The organism is Pseudomonas sp. Tof1, assembly GCF_055390395.1.
In genome coordinates, this window is sequence record NZ_AP024344.1 from 2,013,893 (window position 1) to 2,029,351 (window position 15,459).

Annotated in this window: 10 protein-coding genes and 3 pseudogenes; 8 read left to right on the plus strand and 5 right to left on the minus strand. The window is 62.5% G+C overall.

Annotated elements, in window-relative coordinates:
- Positions 1 to 94: 94 nt before the first annotated feature.
- Complete coding sequence (gene yegS, locus ACZ5KU_RS09355; protein ID WP_464737060.1) at positions 95 to 988, plus strand: lipid kinase YegS; 894 nt, start codon at positions 95 to 97, stop codon at positions 986 to 988.
- On the opposite strand, the gene ACZ5KU_RS09360 is transcribed toward yegS, so the two are convergent.
- The 3 genes and pseudogenes from ACZ5KU_RS09360 to ACZ5KU_RS09370 form a co-directional block, all read right to left on the minus strand.
- Positions 972 to 1,631, minus strand: coding sequence for a response regulator (locus tag ACZ5KU_RS09360; RefSeq protein WP_054057075.1), 660 nt, complete (start codon positions 1,629 to 1,631; stop codon positions 972 to 974). The two genes, yegS and ACZ5KU_RS09360, sit on opposite strands and share 17 nt — an antisense overlap.
- Positions 1,628 to 2,516: pseudogene (locus ACZ5KU_RS09365) on the minus strand (sensor histidine kinase). Before ACZ5KU_RS09365 ends, ACZ5KU_RS09360 begins: the two are co-directional and overlap by 4 nt.
- A gap of 457 nt (positions 2,517 to 2,973) precedes the next feature.
- Complete coding sequence (locus tag ACZ5KU_RS09370; RefSeq protein ID WP_416772499.1) at positions 2,974 to 3,438, minus strand: hypothetical protein; 465 nt, start codon at positions 3,436 to 3,438, stop codon at positions 2,974 to 2,976.
- Positions 3,439 to 4,012: 574 nt separating this feature from the next.
- Here ACZ5KU_RS09370 and ACZ5KU_RS09375 point away from each other — a divergent pair.
- Together ACZ5KU_RS09375 and ACZ5KU_RS09380 are read left to right on the plus strand one after the other, a co-directional pair.
- Positions 4,013 to 4,947: pseudogene (locus ACZ5KU_RS09375) on the plus strand (chemotaxis protein CheV).
- Between the two features lie 112 nt (positions 4,948 to 5,059).
- Positions 5,060 to 5,866, plus strand: coding sequence for an MOSC domain-containing protein (locus tag ACZ5KU_RS09380; RefSeq protein ID WP_054057079.1), 807 nt, complete (start codon positions 5,060 to 5,062; stop codon positions 5,864 to 5,866).
- A gap of 82 nt (positions 5,867 to 5,948) precedes the next feature.
- Here the strand turns inward: ACZ5KU_RS09380 and ACZ5KU_RS09385 are convergent.
- A pseudogene (locus ACZ5KU_RS09385) lies at positions 5,949 to 7,876 on the minus strand (transglycosylase SLT domain-containing protein).
- Positions 7,877 to 8,104: 228 nt separating this feature from the next.
- Here ACZ5KU_RS09385 and ACZ5KU_RS09390 point away from each other — a divergent pair.
- The gene (locus ACZ5KU_RS09390) at positions 8,105 to 10,024 is read left to right on the plus strand and encodes an ATP-binding cassette domain-containing protein (RefSeq protein WP_054057081.1); all 1,920 of its coding nucleotides are present in this window, start codon (positions 8,105 to 8,107) and stop codon (positions 10,022 to 10,024) included.
- Between the two features lie 213 nt (positions 10,025 to 10,237).
- Here the strand turns inward: ACZ5KU_RS09390 and ACZ5KU_RS09395 are convergent, their stop codons facing one another.
- Positions 10,238 to 10,678 (minus strand): universal stress protein, encoded by a 441-nt coding sequence (locus ACZ5KU_RS09395; protein WP_054057082.1) that lies wholly within the window; start codon positions 10,676 to 10,678, stop codon positions 10,238 to 10,240.
- A 107-nt stretch (positions 10,679 to 10,785) separates the two neighbouring features.
- Here ACZ5KU_RS09395 and ACZ5KU_RS09400 point away from each other — a divergent pair, with 107 nt between their 5' ends.
- The 4 genes from ACZ5KU_RS09400 (at position 10,786) to ACZ5KU_RS09415 (ending at position 15,354) form a co-directional block, all read left to right on the plus strand.
- Complete coding sequence (locus ACZ5KU_RS09400; protein ID WP_054057083.1) at positions 10,786 to 11,223, plus strand: hypothetical protein; 438 nt, start codon at positions 10,786 to 10,788, stop codon at positions 11,221 to 11,223.
- Between the two features lie 455 nt (positions 11,224 to 11,678).
- Positions 11,679 to 13,826, plus strand: a complete 2,148-nt coding sequence (gene fadB, locus ACZ5KU_RS09405) for a fatty acid oxidation complex subunit alpha FadB (RefSeq protein ID WP_054057084.1) — start codon at positions 11,679 to 11,681, stop codon at positions 13,824 to 13,826.
- 29 nt (positions 13,827 to 13,855) lie between these two features.
- Positions 13,856 to 15,031, plus strand: a complete 1,176-nt coding sequence (fadA, locus tag ACZ5KU_RS09410) for an acetyl-CoA C-acyltransferase FadA (RefSeq protein ID WP_054057085.1) — start codon at positions 13,856 to 13,858, stop codon at positions 15,029 to 15,031.
- A gap of 86 nt (positions 15,032 to 15,117) precedes the next feature.
- Positions 15,118 to 15,354, plus strand: a complete 237-nt coding sequence (locus ACZ5KU_RS09415; RefSeq protein WP_054057086.1) for a DUF1653 domain-containing protein — start codon at positions 15,118 to 15,120, stop codon at positions 15,352 to 15,354.
- The last annotated feature ends 105 nt before the right edge of the window (positions 15,355 to 15,459 follow it).

The following is a 15,459-nucleotide window of genomic DNA, read 5'->3' on the forward strand; positions in this document are numbered from 1 at the left end:
GGCCGGCGATGAAATAAATCCCCGTCACGGCAAGTCGTTTTCATCCGTCTGCGGTCCACATTTCTCAAGGCCATCGACACAGGAGAAAACGCCGATGAGCGAGCGCAAGGCATTGCTGATTCTGCACGGCAAGCAGGCTCTCAACGAGGAAGTCAGGGCAGCGGTCGAGGCCCGGCGCCGTGAAGGCTGGGAGCTGGCCGTTCGGTTGACCTGGGAAGCGGGCGATGCCCAACGCCTGGTCCATGAGGCACTGCACATGGGCTACCGGCAGCTGATTGCCGGTGGCGGTGATGGCACCTTGCGCGATATCGCCGAGGCGCTGGCCGGGAGCGAGGCCAGCCTGGTGTTGATGCCGCTGGGCACCGCCAACGATTTCGCCCGTGCTGCCGGCGTGCCGCTGGAGCCGGCCGCGGCCTTGCAGTTGCTGGATGTACCGGCGCGGCCGATCGATCTCGGCGCGGTAGGTGAACAGTTGTTTCTGAATATGGCCACCGGTGGGTTCGGCAGCCAAGTGACGGCCAATACCTCCGAGGACCTGAAGAAGGTGCTGGGCGGCGCGGCCTATCTGTTCACCGGGCTGTCGCGTTTCGGTGAGCTGCATGCCGCCTATGGCGAACTGCAGGGGCCGGATTTCCACTGGCGTGGCGAGCTGTTGGCGCTGGGTATCGGCAATGGCCGCCAGGCCGGTGGCGGGCATGTGTTGTGTCCGCGGGCGCTGGTCGATGACGGCCTGCTCGACATCAGCATCCTGCCGGCTCCCCAGGAGGTGGTCGGTACCTTGCGACGGCTGATGAGCGACGGTTGGGGCCTGGACAACATGTTCGTCCGGGCACGCCTGCCCTGGGTCGAGATCAAGGTCGCCGAGGGCCTGTACCTGAACCTCGACGGTGAGCCCCTGGAGAGCGACAGCCTGCGTTTCGAGGCCCGTCCCGGTGCACTGCGGGTGCACCTGCCGGTGGATTCGCCGCTGCTCAGTCGTCGAGACTGATGATCCGCTCGCGGACCGCGAACAGCACCAGGCCGGCGACGTCGAAAATCTGCAGGCGCTTCATGATCTGTGCGCGGTGGGTCTCCACGGTCTTGATGCTCAGGCCCAGGCCCTGGGCGATTTCCCGGGTGGACTTGCCGCGTACGATCAACCTGAGGATTTCCAGCTGGCGCCCGGTCAGGTTGTGGCTCTGGGCCGGTACCGGTGAATGACGCTGGGCCTGGGTCAGGGCCTGGTTGATCACCGTATGGGCGATCGCCGGGCTGAGGTAGCGCTCGTTGTTGCGCAGGGCCTCCAGGGCCTGGGCCAGTTCGGTCGCGGTGGTGTCCTTGAGCAGGTAGCCGTGGGCCCCGATTTCCAGGGCCTGCATGATCAGTTGTGGGTCGGTGTGCATCGACAGGATCAGCACCTTGCTCTGCGGACGTACCGCCTGCAATTGGCGCAGGGCATCGAGCCCGCCGGTGTCGCGCATCGACAGGTCGAGCAGGATGATATCCGGATTCAGGCGTTCGACGGCTTCGAGCAACTGCGCGCCATCGCTGGCTTCGCCGATCACGGCGTAGCCGGGAATCTCCAGCACCAGGGCGCGGACCCCGGCCCTGATCAGTGAGTGGTCATCCACAAGAAGTAAGTTGCAGGTCATAGAACCTTATTCGTACTGGCTCGTTCGAGGGCGCGGGGGGCCCAGGGAAGAAGGGCTTCGATTTGCGTACCTTTGCCGGGTCCGCTGGTGACTGTCAATCGGCCGCCCAGTTGTTCGGCACGCTCGAGCATGCCGGCCATGCCACGTTGCCCCTGTTCGGCGGGGTTGGCGGCCGGGGAAAAACCCTGTCCGTCATCGGCGATGTACAGCGACAGGCCTTCGGGAAGACGTTTGAGGCGTACCAGCAGGTTGTCGGCCCTGGCGTGGCGCAGCACATTGGTGACAGCCTCCTGGGTCACGCGAAAGGCGGTCACGGCCATCTCCTCGGGCAGCCCGGTCAACTGCTGATGACATTCCAGGCTCCAGTGCAGGCTGGTGTTGCCCAGGGTCTTGAGCAGGTGCGCGCGCAGGCTGGCCTCCAGTCCGAGGCTGGTCAACTGGCGTGGGTTGAGAATGGCCGAGACATCCCGCACCTTGGCCAGGGTTTCGTCCAGGTGTTGTTCAGATCCGCGCAGTGGCTGCGCAATTGCTCCGGCAGTCGTCCTTGCAGCCACTGGGTCTGCAGCCTGGCGGCGGTCAGCAGTTGGCCGATGTCATCGTGCAGCTCGCGGCTCAGGCGATGGCGTTCGTTCTCCTGCACCTGCAGCAGGCGGTCGGCCAGCTCCTGGGGTTGGAAATTGATCGAGGTGCGCGAATCGCGATACTGCAGCCAGAGACTGGCCAGCATGGCGAGGTTCAACAGCAGCAACCCCAGGGACAGCGGCGAGCCATTGAGGTAAAGCGCCAGGCTGGCGATGGCCGAGGCGACGCACAGCACGACGGTCAGCCGGCGGGCATTCTTGCGTGAGGGAGCCAAGGCTTTAGTGACTGGAGTCTGGCGTACATAGCATGTGGAGCCAAATAAGTGTCCGGGGCGAAGAGTCCGGCCGTAACCACTGGCAGGACTCCGTTTGAAAAACGTTACGGTTCAATATTAATGTACAACTTGATATAGGGATTGTGGCTAAGTGCTATTACCTTTTGGATCCTATGCCGTTGTCCCGGAATTCATTTTGCCATCAAGTACATAAGCAAGCGGGCAGCATAGTAGCACTTCGTTTAAGGTTGGTCGTCCCTATTGATATATGTCCGCTCGGTCAACTTTCTGCACGCCGGTTCCAGATGACTCGCCAGCCGCTTTGGCTATCGGTTTATGTTTGAAATCACTGCAGTTTATCGCGCTGTTATTTGCGCGCATAAGAACGCCCGGCTCAAAACACCGAAAGTTGGTCGTTAGTTGGTCTTGGCTTTGTTTGAGGGGAGTGCCCGGGCCTGGCGAGAGGCTTGACCAGGGCTCTGCGGTTCAGGCGGAAGGCCCGGGAAAGGTGATCAGCGTGAAGTCTTTCGCCTCGGCAAGCAGGGTTGTCGAGACTTCGATCTGTGCCGCCAGGTCGGCAATCAGTTCGGCCTGTTCGCTGTCGTCCAGGCCTAACTGGCCGGTATGTGGGTCGATCAGTTCCAGTTGCCACGCCAGCAGGGTCAGGCAGCCCTGCAGGGCCTGCAAGGCGTCGTCGTGCAGGTTGAGCCGTTCGGGCGCGTGGTTCAGCACGTCGTGCACATGCCGGGAAAAGTTCGCCATGCAGTGCACGCCGAGTACGTCGGCCCGGCCGCTCAGCTTGTGCAGGGCGGCCAGCAGGCAGTCGATGGCATCCCTGTCGTTGCGGATCAGCGCCAGATGCTGGCAGCACTCCTGCATCTTTGTTTGCAGTTGCTCTGCTTCCACCAGAAATTCCGGCAGTTTGGCCTGCCATTCTTTACCGTTCAGCATGCTTTATCTCCATGAAACATCGGCAGGCGATAGAAGGTCGCGCTTGGCGAACGGCATTAAGTTGATGTCAGTCAACAGGGCGGAGCGGCAGTCTGCTGCCGATTGTTTCGGTGCAGAGTGATTGCGAAGAATTCTCAGGCAGGTGCGGTCGATGTTCGACAGGCCCACTCGCGGCGAGTGCAAAGATCGCCCAAGAGGACCGATCCAGAGCGTCTTAACCAGAGCTGTGAGGCGTTTTGCCTGGTTTTCCGGCCACCGTCCCGCGATTGAAAGCAAAAGCCTGACTCCATTCATGTAATGAGAATGGCGTCACATTAATGGCTATTGGATATTGCGAATATCAGGTTGCACCTGATTGTTGCTAGGGGATTCCCCTAGGCAGGGGAACAAAAAGCCGATCCGGTGGTCGCCTCGCGCGAGATGTGTCGAGTCCGGACAGTGCACTCAGTAAAGCATGATGTTAATGTGACATCAAACGTTTTGCGTGACATTTTGCATGGGGGTCAAGGTCCGGCGAAAGCGGCCGATAACTCTCATAATGAAGTTCTTTGTATCAGCGCCCCAGGAGTGATTGATGGCCGGCATTCTCGACACGGTAGACCAACGTACGCAACTGGTGGGAGAGAATCGTCTGGAGATTCTCATGTTCCGCCTGGCCGGTCGCCAGTTGTTCGCGATCAACGTGTTCAAGGTGCAGGAAGTCCTGCAACTGCCCAAACTGACCCTGATGCCCCAGCGCCATCCCTTTGTCTGCGGGGTGGTCAACCTGCGTGGACAGACCCTGCCGGTGATCGACCTGTCCCAGGCGATCGGCATGCGTCCGCTGGTGCCGGGCCCGACAGTACCATTATCGTGACCGAGTACAACCGTTCGGTGCAGGCGTTCCTGGTCGGTGGCGTGGACCGCATCGTCAACATGAACTGGGAGGCGATCATGCCGCCGCCGGGCAGCGCCGGGCGCCAGCATTACCTGACCGCCATCAGCAAGGTCGACGACCAGTTGGTGGAAATCATCGACGTGGAAAAAGTCCTTGCCGAAATCGTGCCGTACAACGCCAAGGTTTCCCGGGAAAAACTCGATGATCCGATCATGGAGCACGCCCGTGGGCGCGAGGTGCTGCTGGTCGACGACTCCAAGGTGGCCCTGTCGCAGTTGCGCGACACCCTGGGCCAGTTGGGGGTGAAGCTGCATATCGCCAGTGACGGCCTCAGGGCCCTGAACATGCTCAAGACCTGGGCCGATTCCGGTGCGGTGATGACCGAGAAACTGCTGATGGTGTTCACCGATGCGGAAATGCCGGAAATGGACGGCTACCGCCTCACCACCGAGATCCGCAACGACCCGCGCCTGCGTGGCCTGTATGTGGTGCTGCACACCTCGCTGTCCGGCAGCTTCAACGAAGCGATGGTGAAGAAGGTCGGGTGCGACAACTTCCTCTCCAAGTTCCAGCCGGACAAGCTGGTGGATGTGGTTCGCCAGCGCCTGCTGCTGGATCATCCCGGCGCCTGACCGCACCTGGGGGCAGGTGCAAGGCCTGCCCCTGGTCGTTGTTATCGTTGCGTTGCCTTTGATTGGGCGAACGGCTCGTATATCGTGGTCTTTTATCCCGGAGCCGGTTCTCATGTTGCGTCTGAGCGCGCTGTATCGTTATCCACTCAAGTCTGCCAAGGGCGAACACTTGTCTCATGCCTCGCTCGATGAGTTGGGGCTGGCGGGGGATCGACGCTGGATGCTCGTGGACGAGGCCAGCGGACGCTTCCTGACCCAGCGTGCCGTGTCCGGCATGAGCCAGTTGTCGGCGCTGTGGAGTGCCGCGGGCGGGCTGACCTTGAGCGCGCCGGGGCATGCGCCGCTGGAGGTGGCGTTGCCGGCCGCCGATGAGCAATTGCGTGGCGTGACCATCTGGAACGATACCCTGCGGGTGCCCGATGCCGGCGATGAAGCCGCGGCCTGGTTGAGCGGCTTCATCGGCAAGCCGGTAAGGCTGGTCCATGTGCCACAGGAGCGGGCGCGCAGCACCGAGGCCGGTTATGGTCGCGATGATGACCGTGTGGCGTTTGCCGATGGCTTTCCTTTGCTGTTGATCGGACAGGCGTCGCTGGAGGACCTGTCCCGGCGGGTCGGGCGCCCGTTGGAGATGCTGCGGTTTCGGCCGAATCTGGTCATCGAGGGCAGCGAGGCGTTTGCCGAGGACCAGTGGAAGCGGATCCGGATTGGCGAGATCGAGTTTCGGCTGGTCAAGCCGTGTTCGCGCTGCATCCTCACCACCATCGATCCGCAGTCCGGTGAGCGCAGCGCCGACCGCGAGCCATTGACTACCCTCAAGACCTACCGGGAGAAGGACGGGAATGTGTTTTTCGGGCAGAACCTGGTCAATGACGGGGTGGGGCGGCTGGAAGTGGGAATGCCGGTGACGATTCTCGAGTGAGCCACCGAGTCTCGGTGGAGCCCGGGTTTCGTGTCGGGCTTACCGGCTCATTCGTGGGCAAGCCCTGCTCAAGTTCCACGGATCACTGATCGTCGAAGAACCGCTCGTGCCAATCCACCAGCGGCTGCGGCGCATTGAGTTTCTGACCGTAGATCACCGCGTAGGACAGCACGTTCTGCACGTACTGGCGGGTCTCGTCGAACGGAATGCTCTCCACCCAGACATCGAAGCTCAGGTGGTTCGCCCCCTTGAGCCACTGCCTTACCCGCCCCGGGCCCGCGTTGTAGGCGGCGGTGGCCAGTACGCGGTTGCCGTTGAACTGGCCGTGCACCTGGCTCAGGTAGGCCGCGCCCAATTGAACGTTCTTGTCCGGATCCAGCACCTGCTGCGGCGAAGCCAGCGGGATGCTGAACTTGCGCGCGGTTTCCTTGGCGGTGCCGGGCATCAGTTGCATCAGGCCGGTAGCCCGGCGTTGGAGCGCGCATCATCCATGAAGGCGCTTTCCTGGCGGGTGATCGCGAACACCCAGCTCGAATGCAGGCCGCGCAGCTTGGCCTCGCGGACCAGGGTGTCGCGGTGGGCCATGGGGAAACGGATATCCAGGTCATCCCAGTACTGCGCCTGGCTGATGGTGCGGATCGCCGGGAAATACCACTTCAGGTCGTAGGCCAGCTTGGCCTGGGCGACCATTTCGTCGCGGCTGAGGTGGCGGCTGGCGTGGTACCACTCGCGGCGGCCATCGACGATCTGCCCGCGGTCGTGCAATTCCAGGGCACGGCGCACGCCCGGGGTGTTGCGGACCTTGTTGATCAACTGCTGGCTGAGGACCAGTGGCCGGTTGGTCAACTGGTAAGGGGTCTGCGAGCGATCGGCGGCGAGGAAGCCATAGAAGTCACGCTCGCGGGCGACGTTCTTGAGCAGTACCTGCGCCTGCGGGTTCTGCGGCTGGGCCAGTTCCAGGCTGCGGGCCTGCCAGTAGCGCCAGCGGTTGGTGCTGGCCAGGTCCTGCGGCAGGCGGCGGGTCAACTGGTAGGCCTCTTCCCAGCGGCCCAGGCGCAGCAGCAGGCGCAGGCGCCATTCGGTGACGGTGTTGTCGCGCAATTCCGGGTCGTACTGGGTCATGATTTCCAGGGCGCGGCCGTCATAGCGGCGGGCCAGGGTCAGGCCGATCTCGCGGGCGATGGACACTTTCTCGTCACGGGAGAAGTGCATGCTCGTGGCATAACCGTCGAGCAGCGCCATGGCCTTGTCCGGGTCCTGGCGTGCCAGTCGGCGCAGACCCAGACCGACCACGTCGGACATCGCCTCGTCCGCGGGTACGAAACGCGCCGGCTGGCTCAGCAGATCGGGTTTCTGCGCCACCTCGATCATCAGCCGGCCCTGTGGGCCGAGGGTGTTCAGGCCTTTCACCAGGGCCGTGGCCAGACCGTAGTTGCGGGCCTCGGCGGCCAGCTTGACGCGTTGCCAGCGCTTCTGTTCGGTCAGTTGGCCCTGCGCGGCCCAACTGTCGAAGAGGGCATCACAGGCGCTGGGCTGGGTCTTGCCGGTCAGCCAGAGCTTTTCCGCAGTGGCGAAGCCTTCGGCGCGCAGGTTGTGGCTGAGCTGGTACTGGCCGTTGAGGCAGTCCAGCTCGGTGAAGTTCAGCTTGGGGTCGTAGTACTTGACGAAGGGGGCCCAGTCGCCACGTTCGGCCAGCCAGCGCAACCAGCGCAGCTTCATCCAGTTGGCCTGGGGCAGGTCGCCGTGCTCGGCGAGGAACTGCTCGATCTCGGCGTTGCTGGCGGTCTTCAGTCGCGCGGTCAGTTCGTCGTAGGCCAGGTAGGGCTCCAGCGGGTAGCTCTGCAGGGCGCTGCGGTATTGGAAATACGGGCCTGAATCGCCCTTGGCCAGGGCGCGCTTGGCGTCATCGTAGAGTTGACGTTGCTGGGCGAGGTCGACGGCCTGTGCAGCTTGGACGGCGCAGGTGGAAAGAAGCAGACACGATAAGAAGTTGAAAAGACGGCTGCGCATGAGACTTCCGGGCAAAAAAACGGACAAGCACAGGCCGCAAGGCCGGTACTGATTGTCGGGTAGCTTAGCCTTTTGCCGGCGGGGGCGAAAGTTTTGCCGGCCTCGTGTACGCAACTTGATACCAAATGTCATGTGGCAGGCGACGCGGGCTTCGACCGCTGGCGAAAATCGCGGCCGCCTCGCCGCTCAACATCGGGTAGAATGCGCGCCCGGTTTTTGGAGAAGCTCATGACCCTGCTCAAATTCAGCGATGTGTCCCTTGCTTTCGGCGCCATGCCGTTGTTGGACAAGGTGTCCTGGCAGATCGCCCGTGGTGAGCGGGTGTGCATCATCGGCCGCAACGGCACAGGCAAGTCCAGCATGTTGAAGCTGGTCAAGGGCGACCAGAAGCCCGACGACGGCTCCGTCTGGCGCGCGCCTGCGCTCAAGATCGGCGAACTGCCGCAGGAACTGCCGGTGGCCGACGAGCGTACCGTGTTCGACGTCGTCGCCCAGGGGCTGGACGGCGTAGGGGAGTTGCTGGCGCAGTATCATCACCTGAGCCAGAACATCGTCACCGATGCCGACCTGGACAAGCTGATGCGTGTCCAGCATGACCTCGAGGCCCGCGATGGCTGGCGCCTGCAGACCCTGGTCGAAAGCACCCTGAGCCGTCTGCAGTTGCCGGCCGACAAGACCCTGGCCGAGCTGTCCGGTGGCTGGCGTCGTCGCGTGCTGCTGGCCCAGGCGCTGGTGGCCGAGCCGGACCTGCTGCTGCTCGACGAGCCGACCAACCACCTGGATATCGGCGCGATTGCCTGGCTGGAAGATGCCCTCAAGGAATTCCAGGGCGCGGTGCTCTTCATCACCCACGACCGTTCCTTCCTGCAGAGCCTGGCCACCCGTATTCTCGAACTGGACCGCGGCGGGTTGATCGACTGGAACGGCGACTACGCCAGCTTCCTGGTGCACAAGGAAGCCATGCTGGCGGCCGAGGAGACTGCCAACGCGCTGTTCGACAAGCGCCTGGCCCAGGAAGAGGTGTGGATCCGCCAGGGCATCAAGGCCCGGCGTACCCGTAACGAAGGCCGCGTCCGTGCGTTGAAGGCACTGCGCGTCGAGCGCAGCGAACGGCGCGAGCGCACCGGCAAGGCGAACATCCAGCTGGAAGCCGCGGAGAAGTCCGGCAAGCAGGTGATGGTGCTCGACAACATCAGCTTCGCCCATCCGGACGGCCCGTTCCTGGTCAAGGATTTCTCCATGGTCCTGCAGCGTGGCGACCGTATCGGCCTGCTCGGGGCCAACGGCACCGGCAAGACCACGCTGCTGAAGCTGATGCTCGGCGGTCTGGTACCGACCAGCGGCAAGGTCGAGGAGGGCACCCGCATCGAGGTGGCCTATTTCGACCAGTTGCGCCATCAGCTGGACCTGGAAAAGACCGTGGTCGACAACGTCGCCGAAGGTCGTGACTTCATCGAGATCGATGGCCAGAGCCGCCATGTGCTCAGTTACCTCGGCGATTTCCTGTTCAGCCCGCAGCGGGCGCGCACGCCGGTCAAGGCGCTGTCCGGTGGCGAGCGGGCGCGGTTGCTGCTGGCCAAGCTGTTCAGCAAGCCGGCCAACCTGCTGGTGCTCGACGAGCCGACCAACGACCTCGATGTGGAAACCCTCGAGCTGCTGGAAGAAGTGCTGTTGACCTTCCAGGGCACCGTGCTGATGGTCAGCCACGACCGGGCCTTCCTCGACAACGTGGTGACCAGCACCCTGGTGTTCGAAGGCGAGGGTAAGGTTCGCGAGTACGTCGGCGGCTATCAGGACTGGCTGCGCCAGGGCGGTTCGCCACGTTTGCTGGGCGTGACCGAGAGCAAGTCCGGCAAGGCCGAGCTTGAGTCGGCGATCGTCACGGCGCCCCCTGCGCAGGTGGCGCCGGTGGTCGAAGCGCCAGCGGCGAAGAAGAAGCTCAGCTACAAGCTGCAGCGCGAGCTGGAAGCTCTGCCGGGCGAGATCGATGCCAAGGAGCAGGAAATCGCCGCCGTGCAGGCCGAGATGGCCGAGGCGGGGTTCTATCAGCGCCCGGTTGCCGAAACGACCGCCGTGCTGGCCAGGCTGGAAACGCTGCAGACCGAACTGGATGCGATGGTCGAGCGCTGGGCCGAGCTGGATGCCTGATTGATCGTGAGGGGATAAAAAAGCCCGGCTTCATCAGGTGAGGCCGGGCTTTTTGCAGGAGCCGTTTCTGCCCCGTGGCTTGCCGGGCGTCGCCCTTGTGGGGCTGATTCCCCGCGAATGGCCTTTCGCGGGGAATCAGTTGCACTGTGTTGCCTGCTTCGCGGGCAAGTCCGCTCCCACGGGGTTTGGGTGCCTGTCAAAGGGTGTCGGGGTTCAGCCCTTGTTCTGCAGGCGCACGGCGAGGACGTCACAGGGGGCGCCGTGGAGCACGTCGTTGGCTGTGGAGCCGAGCAGCAGGGCCAGGCCGTGGCGGCCGTGGCTGCCGACCACCACCAGGTCGCAGTGCTGCTCCTTGGCCAGGTGATGGATTTCCTGGCGCGGTTGGCCGTAGGTCAGGTGGCAGGTGTCTTTCGAGATCTCGGGGTACTTGTTGATCAGCCGCTCCAGGCGCTCCTTGGCCTGGTCGAACTGCTGTTGCTGCAATTGAGACAGGTCCATCGGGACGTCGCCGCCAAAGGCCATGGCCATGGGCTCGACGATATGGACCAGCGAGAGCTTGGCGTTGTTGCTGACCGACAGTTCACGTGCGCGATGAATGACCGGGTCGCACTCTTCCGTCAGGTCGACGGCAACCAGAATGTGGTTGTAGGGCATTGCAGGCACCTCCTGAGGATCGCAATTGTATTGATTATGGCTCGTTTCAAGCTGATTGGTTCTGCCCTGAATCAATCGCTCATGAATAATCTTCGGGGAGTAGAGATATGACGGTCTGGATAGTGGTGTCAATCCTGGCGGTGGTTCTCAGTCCTCTGGCATGGTTGCGTCCGTCGCGCCGCCAGAGCGATCGGATGGCCCTGCGCATGGAAGCGCGCCGTATCGGCCTGGGCATGCAGCTGGCGCCTCAGGAGTGGCCGCACTGGCTGTCCCCGCAGCCGCCTAGCCCGTGTGCGCAATACCATCGGCCGCGACGCGGCAAGGCGCCGCAATGCTGGTGTTACTGGCAGGGCGAGCCGGGTGTCTGGCTCAACCGGTGGCGGGAAGTGCTCACGGACGAGGCGCTGCTGGCGCATTTGCGGACGTTGCCGGCCAATGTCTACAAGGTCGAGGCGGATGCACAGATGATCGCGCTCTGCTGGGGCGAGCGTGGTGACGCGCAGGTGCTCCAGGACATCGCCGCCGTGCTCAAGGCGCTGGCCTGACCGACAGGGGCAGTTCATCGGCCCAACCGCTCTGGCACCTTCCCTTCATAAAAAGTGTCCATATTTTCCACTAGGCTCTTTCTTGGAGTCTGGTAGGCCCGTTCCTGGTTTTATGCCTGATCTGGTCGCTTCGCCTGTTATTGATTTCATGAATGAAGCTTCATCAGGCCGGCTGCGGCGGCACCTGCGCGCCTGGAAAGTGACCGGAAAGTCGTATTTTTCGGGGTGTTTTCGGCAATTGACAATTGCCGCGAATTCCGTGAAGGTGTCCACACCCAAATCAAACGGGCGTATGAATTGAGCGTTTGTCTGACAGACGGCTCTTACAGAATCCCGACTATCGCGTCGGCGGGTGTGCCTGGCGGCTGGGCGTGGCAGTGACGGTGACGTCAATGCGGGCCGGAAGTTAGCGACCGACGTGTACTGTTCAGCTTCCATATCGTGGAGATCAGTTGATGATTTACGAAGGTAAAGCCATCACGGTTAAGGCTCTTGAAAGTGGCATCGTCGAACTCAAGTTCGATCTCAAGGGTGAGTCCGTCAACAAGTTCAACCGTCTCACCCTGAACGAACTGCGTCAGGCGGTGGACACCATCAAGGCCGATGCCTCGGTCAAGGGTGTGATCGTCAGCAGCGGCAAGGACGTGTTCATCGTCGGCGCCGACATCACCGAATTCGTCGACAACTTCAAGTTGCCCGATGCCGAGCTCGTGGCCGGTAACCTCGAAGCCAACAGGATCTTCAGCGATTTCGAAGACCTGGCCGTTCCGACCGTGGCCGCGATCAACGGCATCGCCCTGGGCGGCGGTCTGGAAATGTGCCTGGCCGCGGACCTGCGGGTCATGTCCGGCAGCGCCAAGATCGGTCTGCCGGAAGTCAAGCTGGGCATCTACCCGGGCTTTGGCGGTACCGTGCGCCTGCCACGCCTGATCGGTGTGGACAATGCCATCGAGTGGATCGCCGCCGGCAAGGAAAACCGTGCCGAAGACGCCCTGAAAGTCGGCGCCGTCGATGCCGTGGTGGCGCCTGAGCAACTGCAGCAGGCCGCCCTGGACCTGGTCAAGCGCGCCATTTCCGGCGAGATCGACTACAAGGCCAAGCGCCAGCCGAAGCTGGACAAGCTCAAGCTCAACGCCATCGAGCAGATGATGGCCTTCGAAACCGCCAAGGGCTTTGTCGCTGGCCAGGCTGGCCCGAACTACCCGGCACCGGTCGAGGCGATCAAGACCATCCAGAAGGCCGCCAACTTCGGTCGCGACAAGGCTCTGGAAATCGAAGCCGCGGGCTTCGTGAAACTGGCCAAGACCTCGGCGGCCGAGAGCCTGATCGGCCTGTTCCTCAACGACCAGGAACTGAAGAAGAAGGCCAAGGCCTACGACGAAATCGCCCAGGACGTGAAGCAGGCCGCCGTACTCGGCGCCGGCATCATGGGGGGCGGTATCGCCTACCAGTCGGCGTCCAAGGGCACGCCGATCCTGATGAAGGACATCAACGAGCACGGTATCGAGCAGGGCCTGGCCGAAGCCGCCAAGCTGCTGGTCAGCCGTGTCGAGAAAGGCCGCATGACCGCGGCGAAGATGGCCGAGGTGCTCAATGGCATCCGTCCGACCCTGTCCTACGGTGACTTCGGCCACGTCGACCTGGTGGTCGAAGCGGTCGTCGAGAACCCGAAGGTCAAGCAGGCGGTGCTGGCTGAAGTGGAAGCCCAGGTCAAGGAAGATGCCGTACTGGCGTCCAACACCTCGACCATCTCCATCAGCCTGCTGGCCAAGGCCCTCAAGCGTCCGGAAAACTTCGTCGGCATGCACTTCTTCAACCCGGTGCACATGATGCCGCTGGTGGAAGTGATCCGTGGCGAGAAGTCCAGCGAACAGGCGATCGCCACCACCGTGGCCTATGCCAAGAAGATGGGCAAAAACCCGATCGTGGTCAACGACTGCCCGGGCTTTCTGGTCAACCGTATCCTGTTCCCGTACTTCGGCGGTTTCGCCAAGCTGGTCAGCGCCGGCGTGGACTTCGTCCGTATCGACAAGATCATGGAGAAGTTCGGCTGGCCGATGGGCCCGGCGTACCTGATGGACGTGGTCGGTATCGATACCGGTCACCACGGTCGCGACGTCATGGCCGAGGGCTTCCCGGATCGCATGAAGGACGATCGTCGTTCGGCTGTCGACGCACTGTACGACGCCAAGCGCCTGGGCCAGAAGAACGGCAAGGGCTTCTACGCCTACGAGACCGACAAGCGCGGCAAGCAGAAGAAGGTCGCCGACCCGTCGGTGCTGGAAGTGCTCAAGCCGATCGTTTACGAGCAGCGTGAAGTGACCGACGAGGACATCATCAACTGGATGATGATCCCGCTGTGCCTGGAAACCGTGCGCTGCCTGGAGGACGGTATCGTCGCCACCGCCGCCGAGGCTGACATGGGCCTGGTCTACGGCATCGGTTTCCCTCCCTTCCGTGGCGGTGCGCTGCGCTACATCGACTCGATCGGTGTGGCCGAGTTCGTTGCCCTGGCTGACCAGTACGCCGATCTGGGCGCGCTGTACCACCCGACCGCGAAGCTGCGTGAAATGGCCAGGAACGGCCAGCGGTTCTTCGGTTAAGCGCCCACACTAGAGCGAGAGTGAACTATATGAGCTTGAATCCTAGAGACGTCGTGATTGTCGACTTCGGTCGTACTCCGATGGGCCGCTCCAAGGGCGGCATGCACCGCAACACCCGTGCCGAGGACATGTCCGCGCACCTGATCAGCAAGCTGCTGGAGCGCAACACCAAGGTCGACCCGAACGAGGTCGAGGATGTGATCTGGGGCTGCGTCAACCAGACCCTGGAGCAGGGCTGGAACATCGCGCGCATGGCCTCGCTGATGACCCAGATCCCGCACACCGCGGCCGGCCAGACCGTCAGCCGCCTGTGTGGTTCGTCGATGAGCGCGCTGCACACCGCCGCCCAGGCGATCATGACCGGCAATGGTGACGTTTTCGTCGTTGGCGGCGTCGAGCATATGGGCCATGTCGGCATGATGCACGGTGTCGACCCGAACCCGCACCTGTCGCTGTACGCGGCGAAAGCCTCGGGCATGATGGGCCTGACCGCCGAGATGCTCGGCAAGATGCACGGCATCACCCGTGAAGCACAGGACGCCTTTGGCGTGCGCTCCCACCAGCTCGCCCACAAGGCGACCGTGGAAGGCAAGTTCAAGGACGAGATCATCCCGATGCAGGGTTATGACGAGGCCGGCTTCCTGAAGGTCTTCGACTACGACGAGACCATTCGCCCGGAAACCAACCTGGAAAGCCTGGCGGCGTTGAAGCCGGCGTTCAACCCCAAGGGCGGTACCGTGACTGCGGGTACGTCGTCGCAGATCACCGATGGTGCCTCGTGCATGATCGTGATGTCGGCGCAGCGCGCCCAGGACCTCGGTATCCAGCCACTGGCGGTGATCCGTTCGATGGCGGTGGCCGGTGTCGATCCGGCGATCATGGGTTATGGTCCGGTGCCGGCGACCCAGAAGGCGCTCAAGCGTGCCGGTCTGTCGATCACCGACATCGACTTCATCGAGCTCAACGAAGCCTTCGCCGCACAGGCCCTGCCAGTGCTGAAGGACCTGAAAGTGCTCGACAAGATGGACGAGAAGGTTAACCTGCACGGCGGTGCCATCGCCCTGGGTCACCCGTTCGGTTGCTCCGGTGCACGGATTTCCGGCACCCTGCTGAACGTGATGAAACAGAACGGCGGGACTTTCGGGGTGTCCACCATGTGCATCGGCCTCGGCCAGGGCATTGCCACCGTCTTCGAACGCGTCTAAGCGTTTCGATGACGGAAACCGGGGCCTGGTGCCCCGGTTTTTGTTTTTCCGATTTTTTTTATTTTATTTTGTAAGAGGGCCGATACATGACTTTGCAACCCGGGCTCTATCAGCACTACAAGGGACCGCAGTACCGCGTTTTCAGTGTGGCACGGCATTCCGAGACCGAGGAGGAAGTGGTGTTCTACCAGGCGCTGTATGGCGAATACGGTTTCTGGGTACGCCCCTTGAGCATGTTCCTGGAGTCGGTCGAGGTTGACGGCGAACGGGTACCACGCTTTGCTTTGGTGCAGGCCGAGCCGAGTATTTTTTCCAGGGCTTGAGGGCTGGTCGCGCAGCACCCTGTGCTTGACCTCACCTTGTTGCCACTATATATAGCGGTGCCGCGCCAGGCGCGGGCTGCGCTCTCACTTCTAGCATTCAGGAAT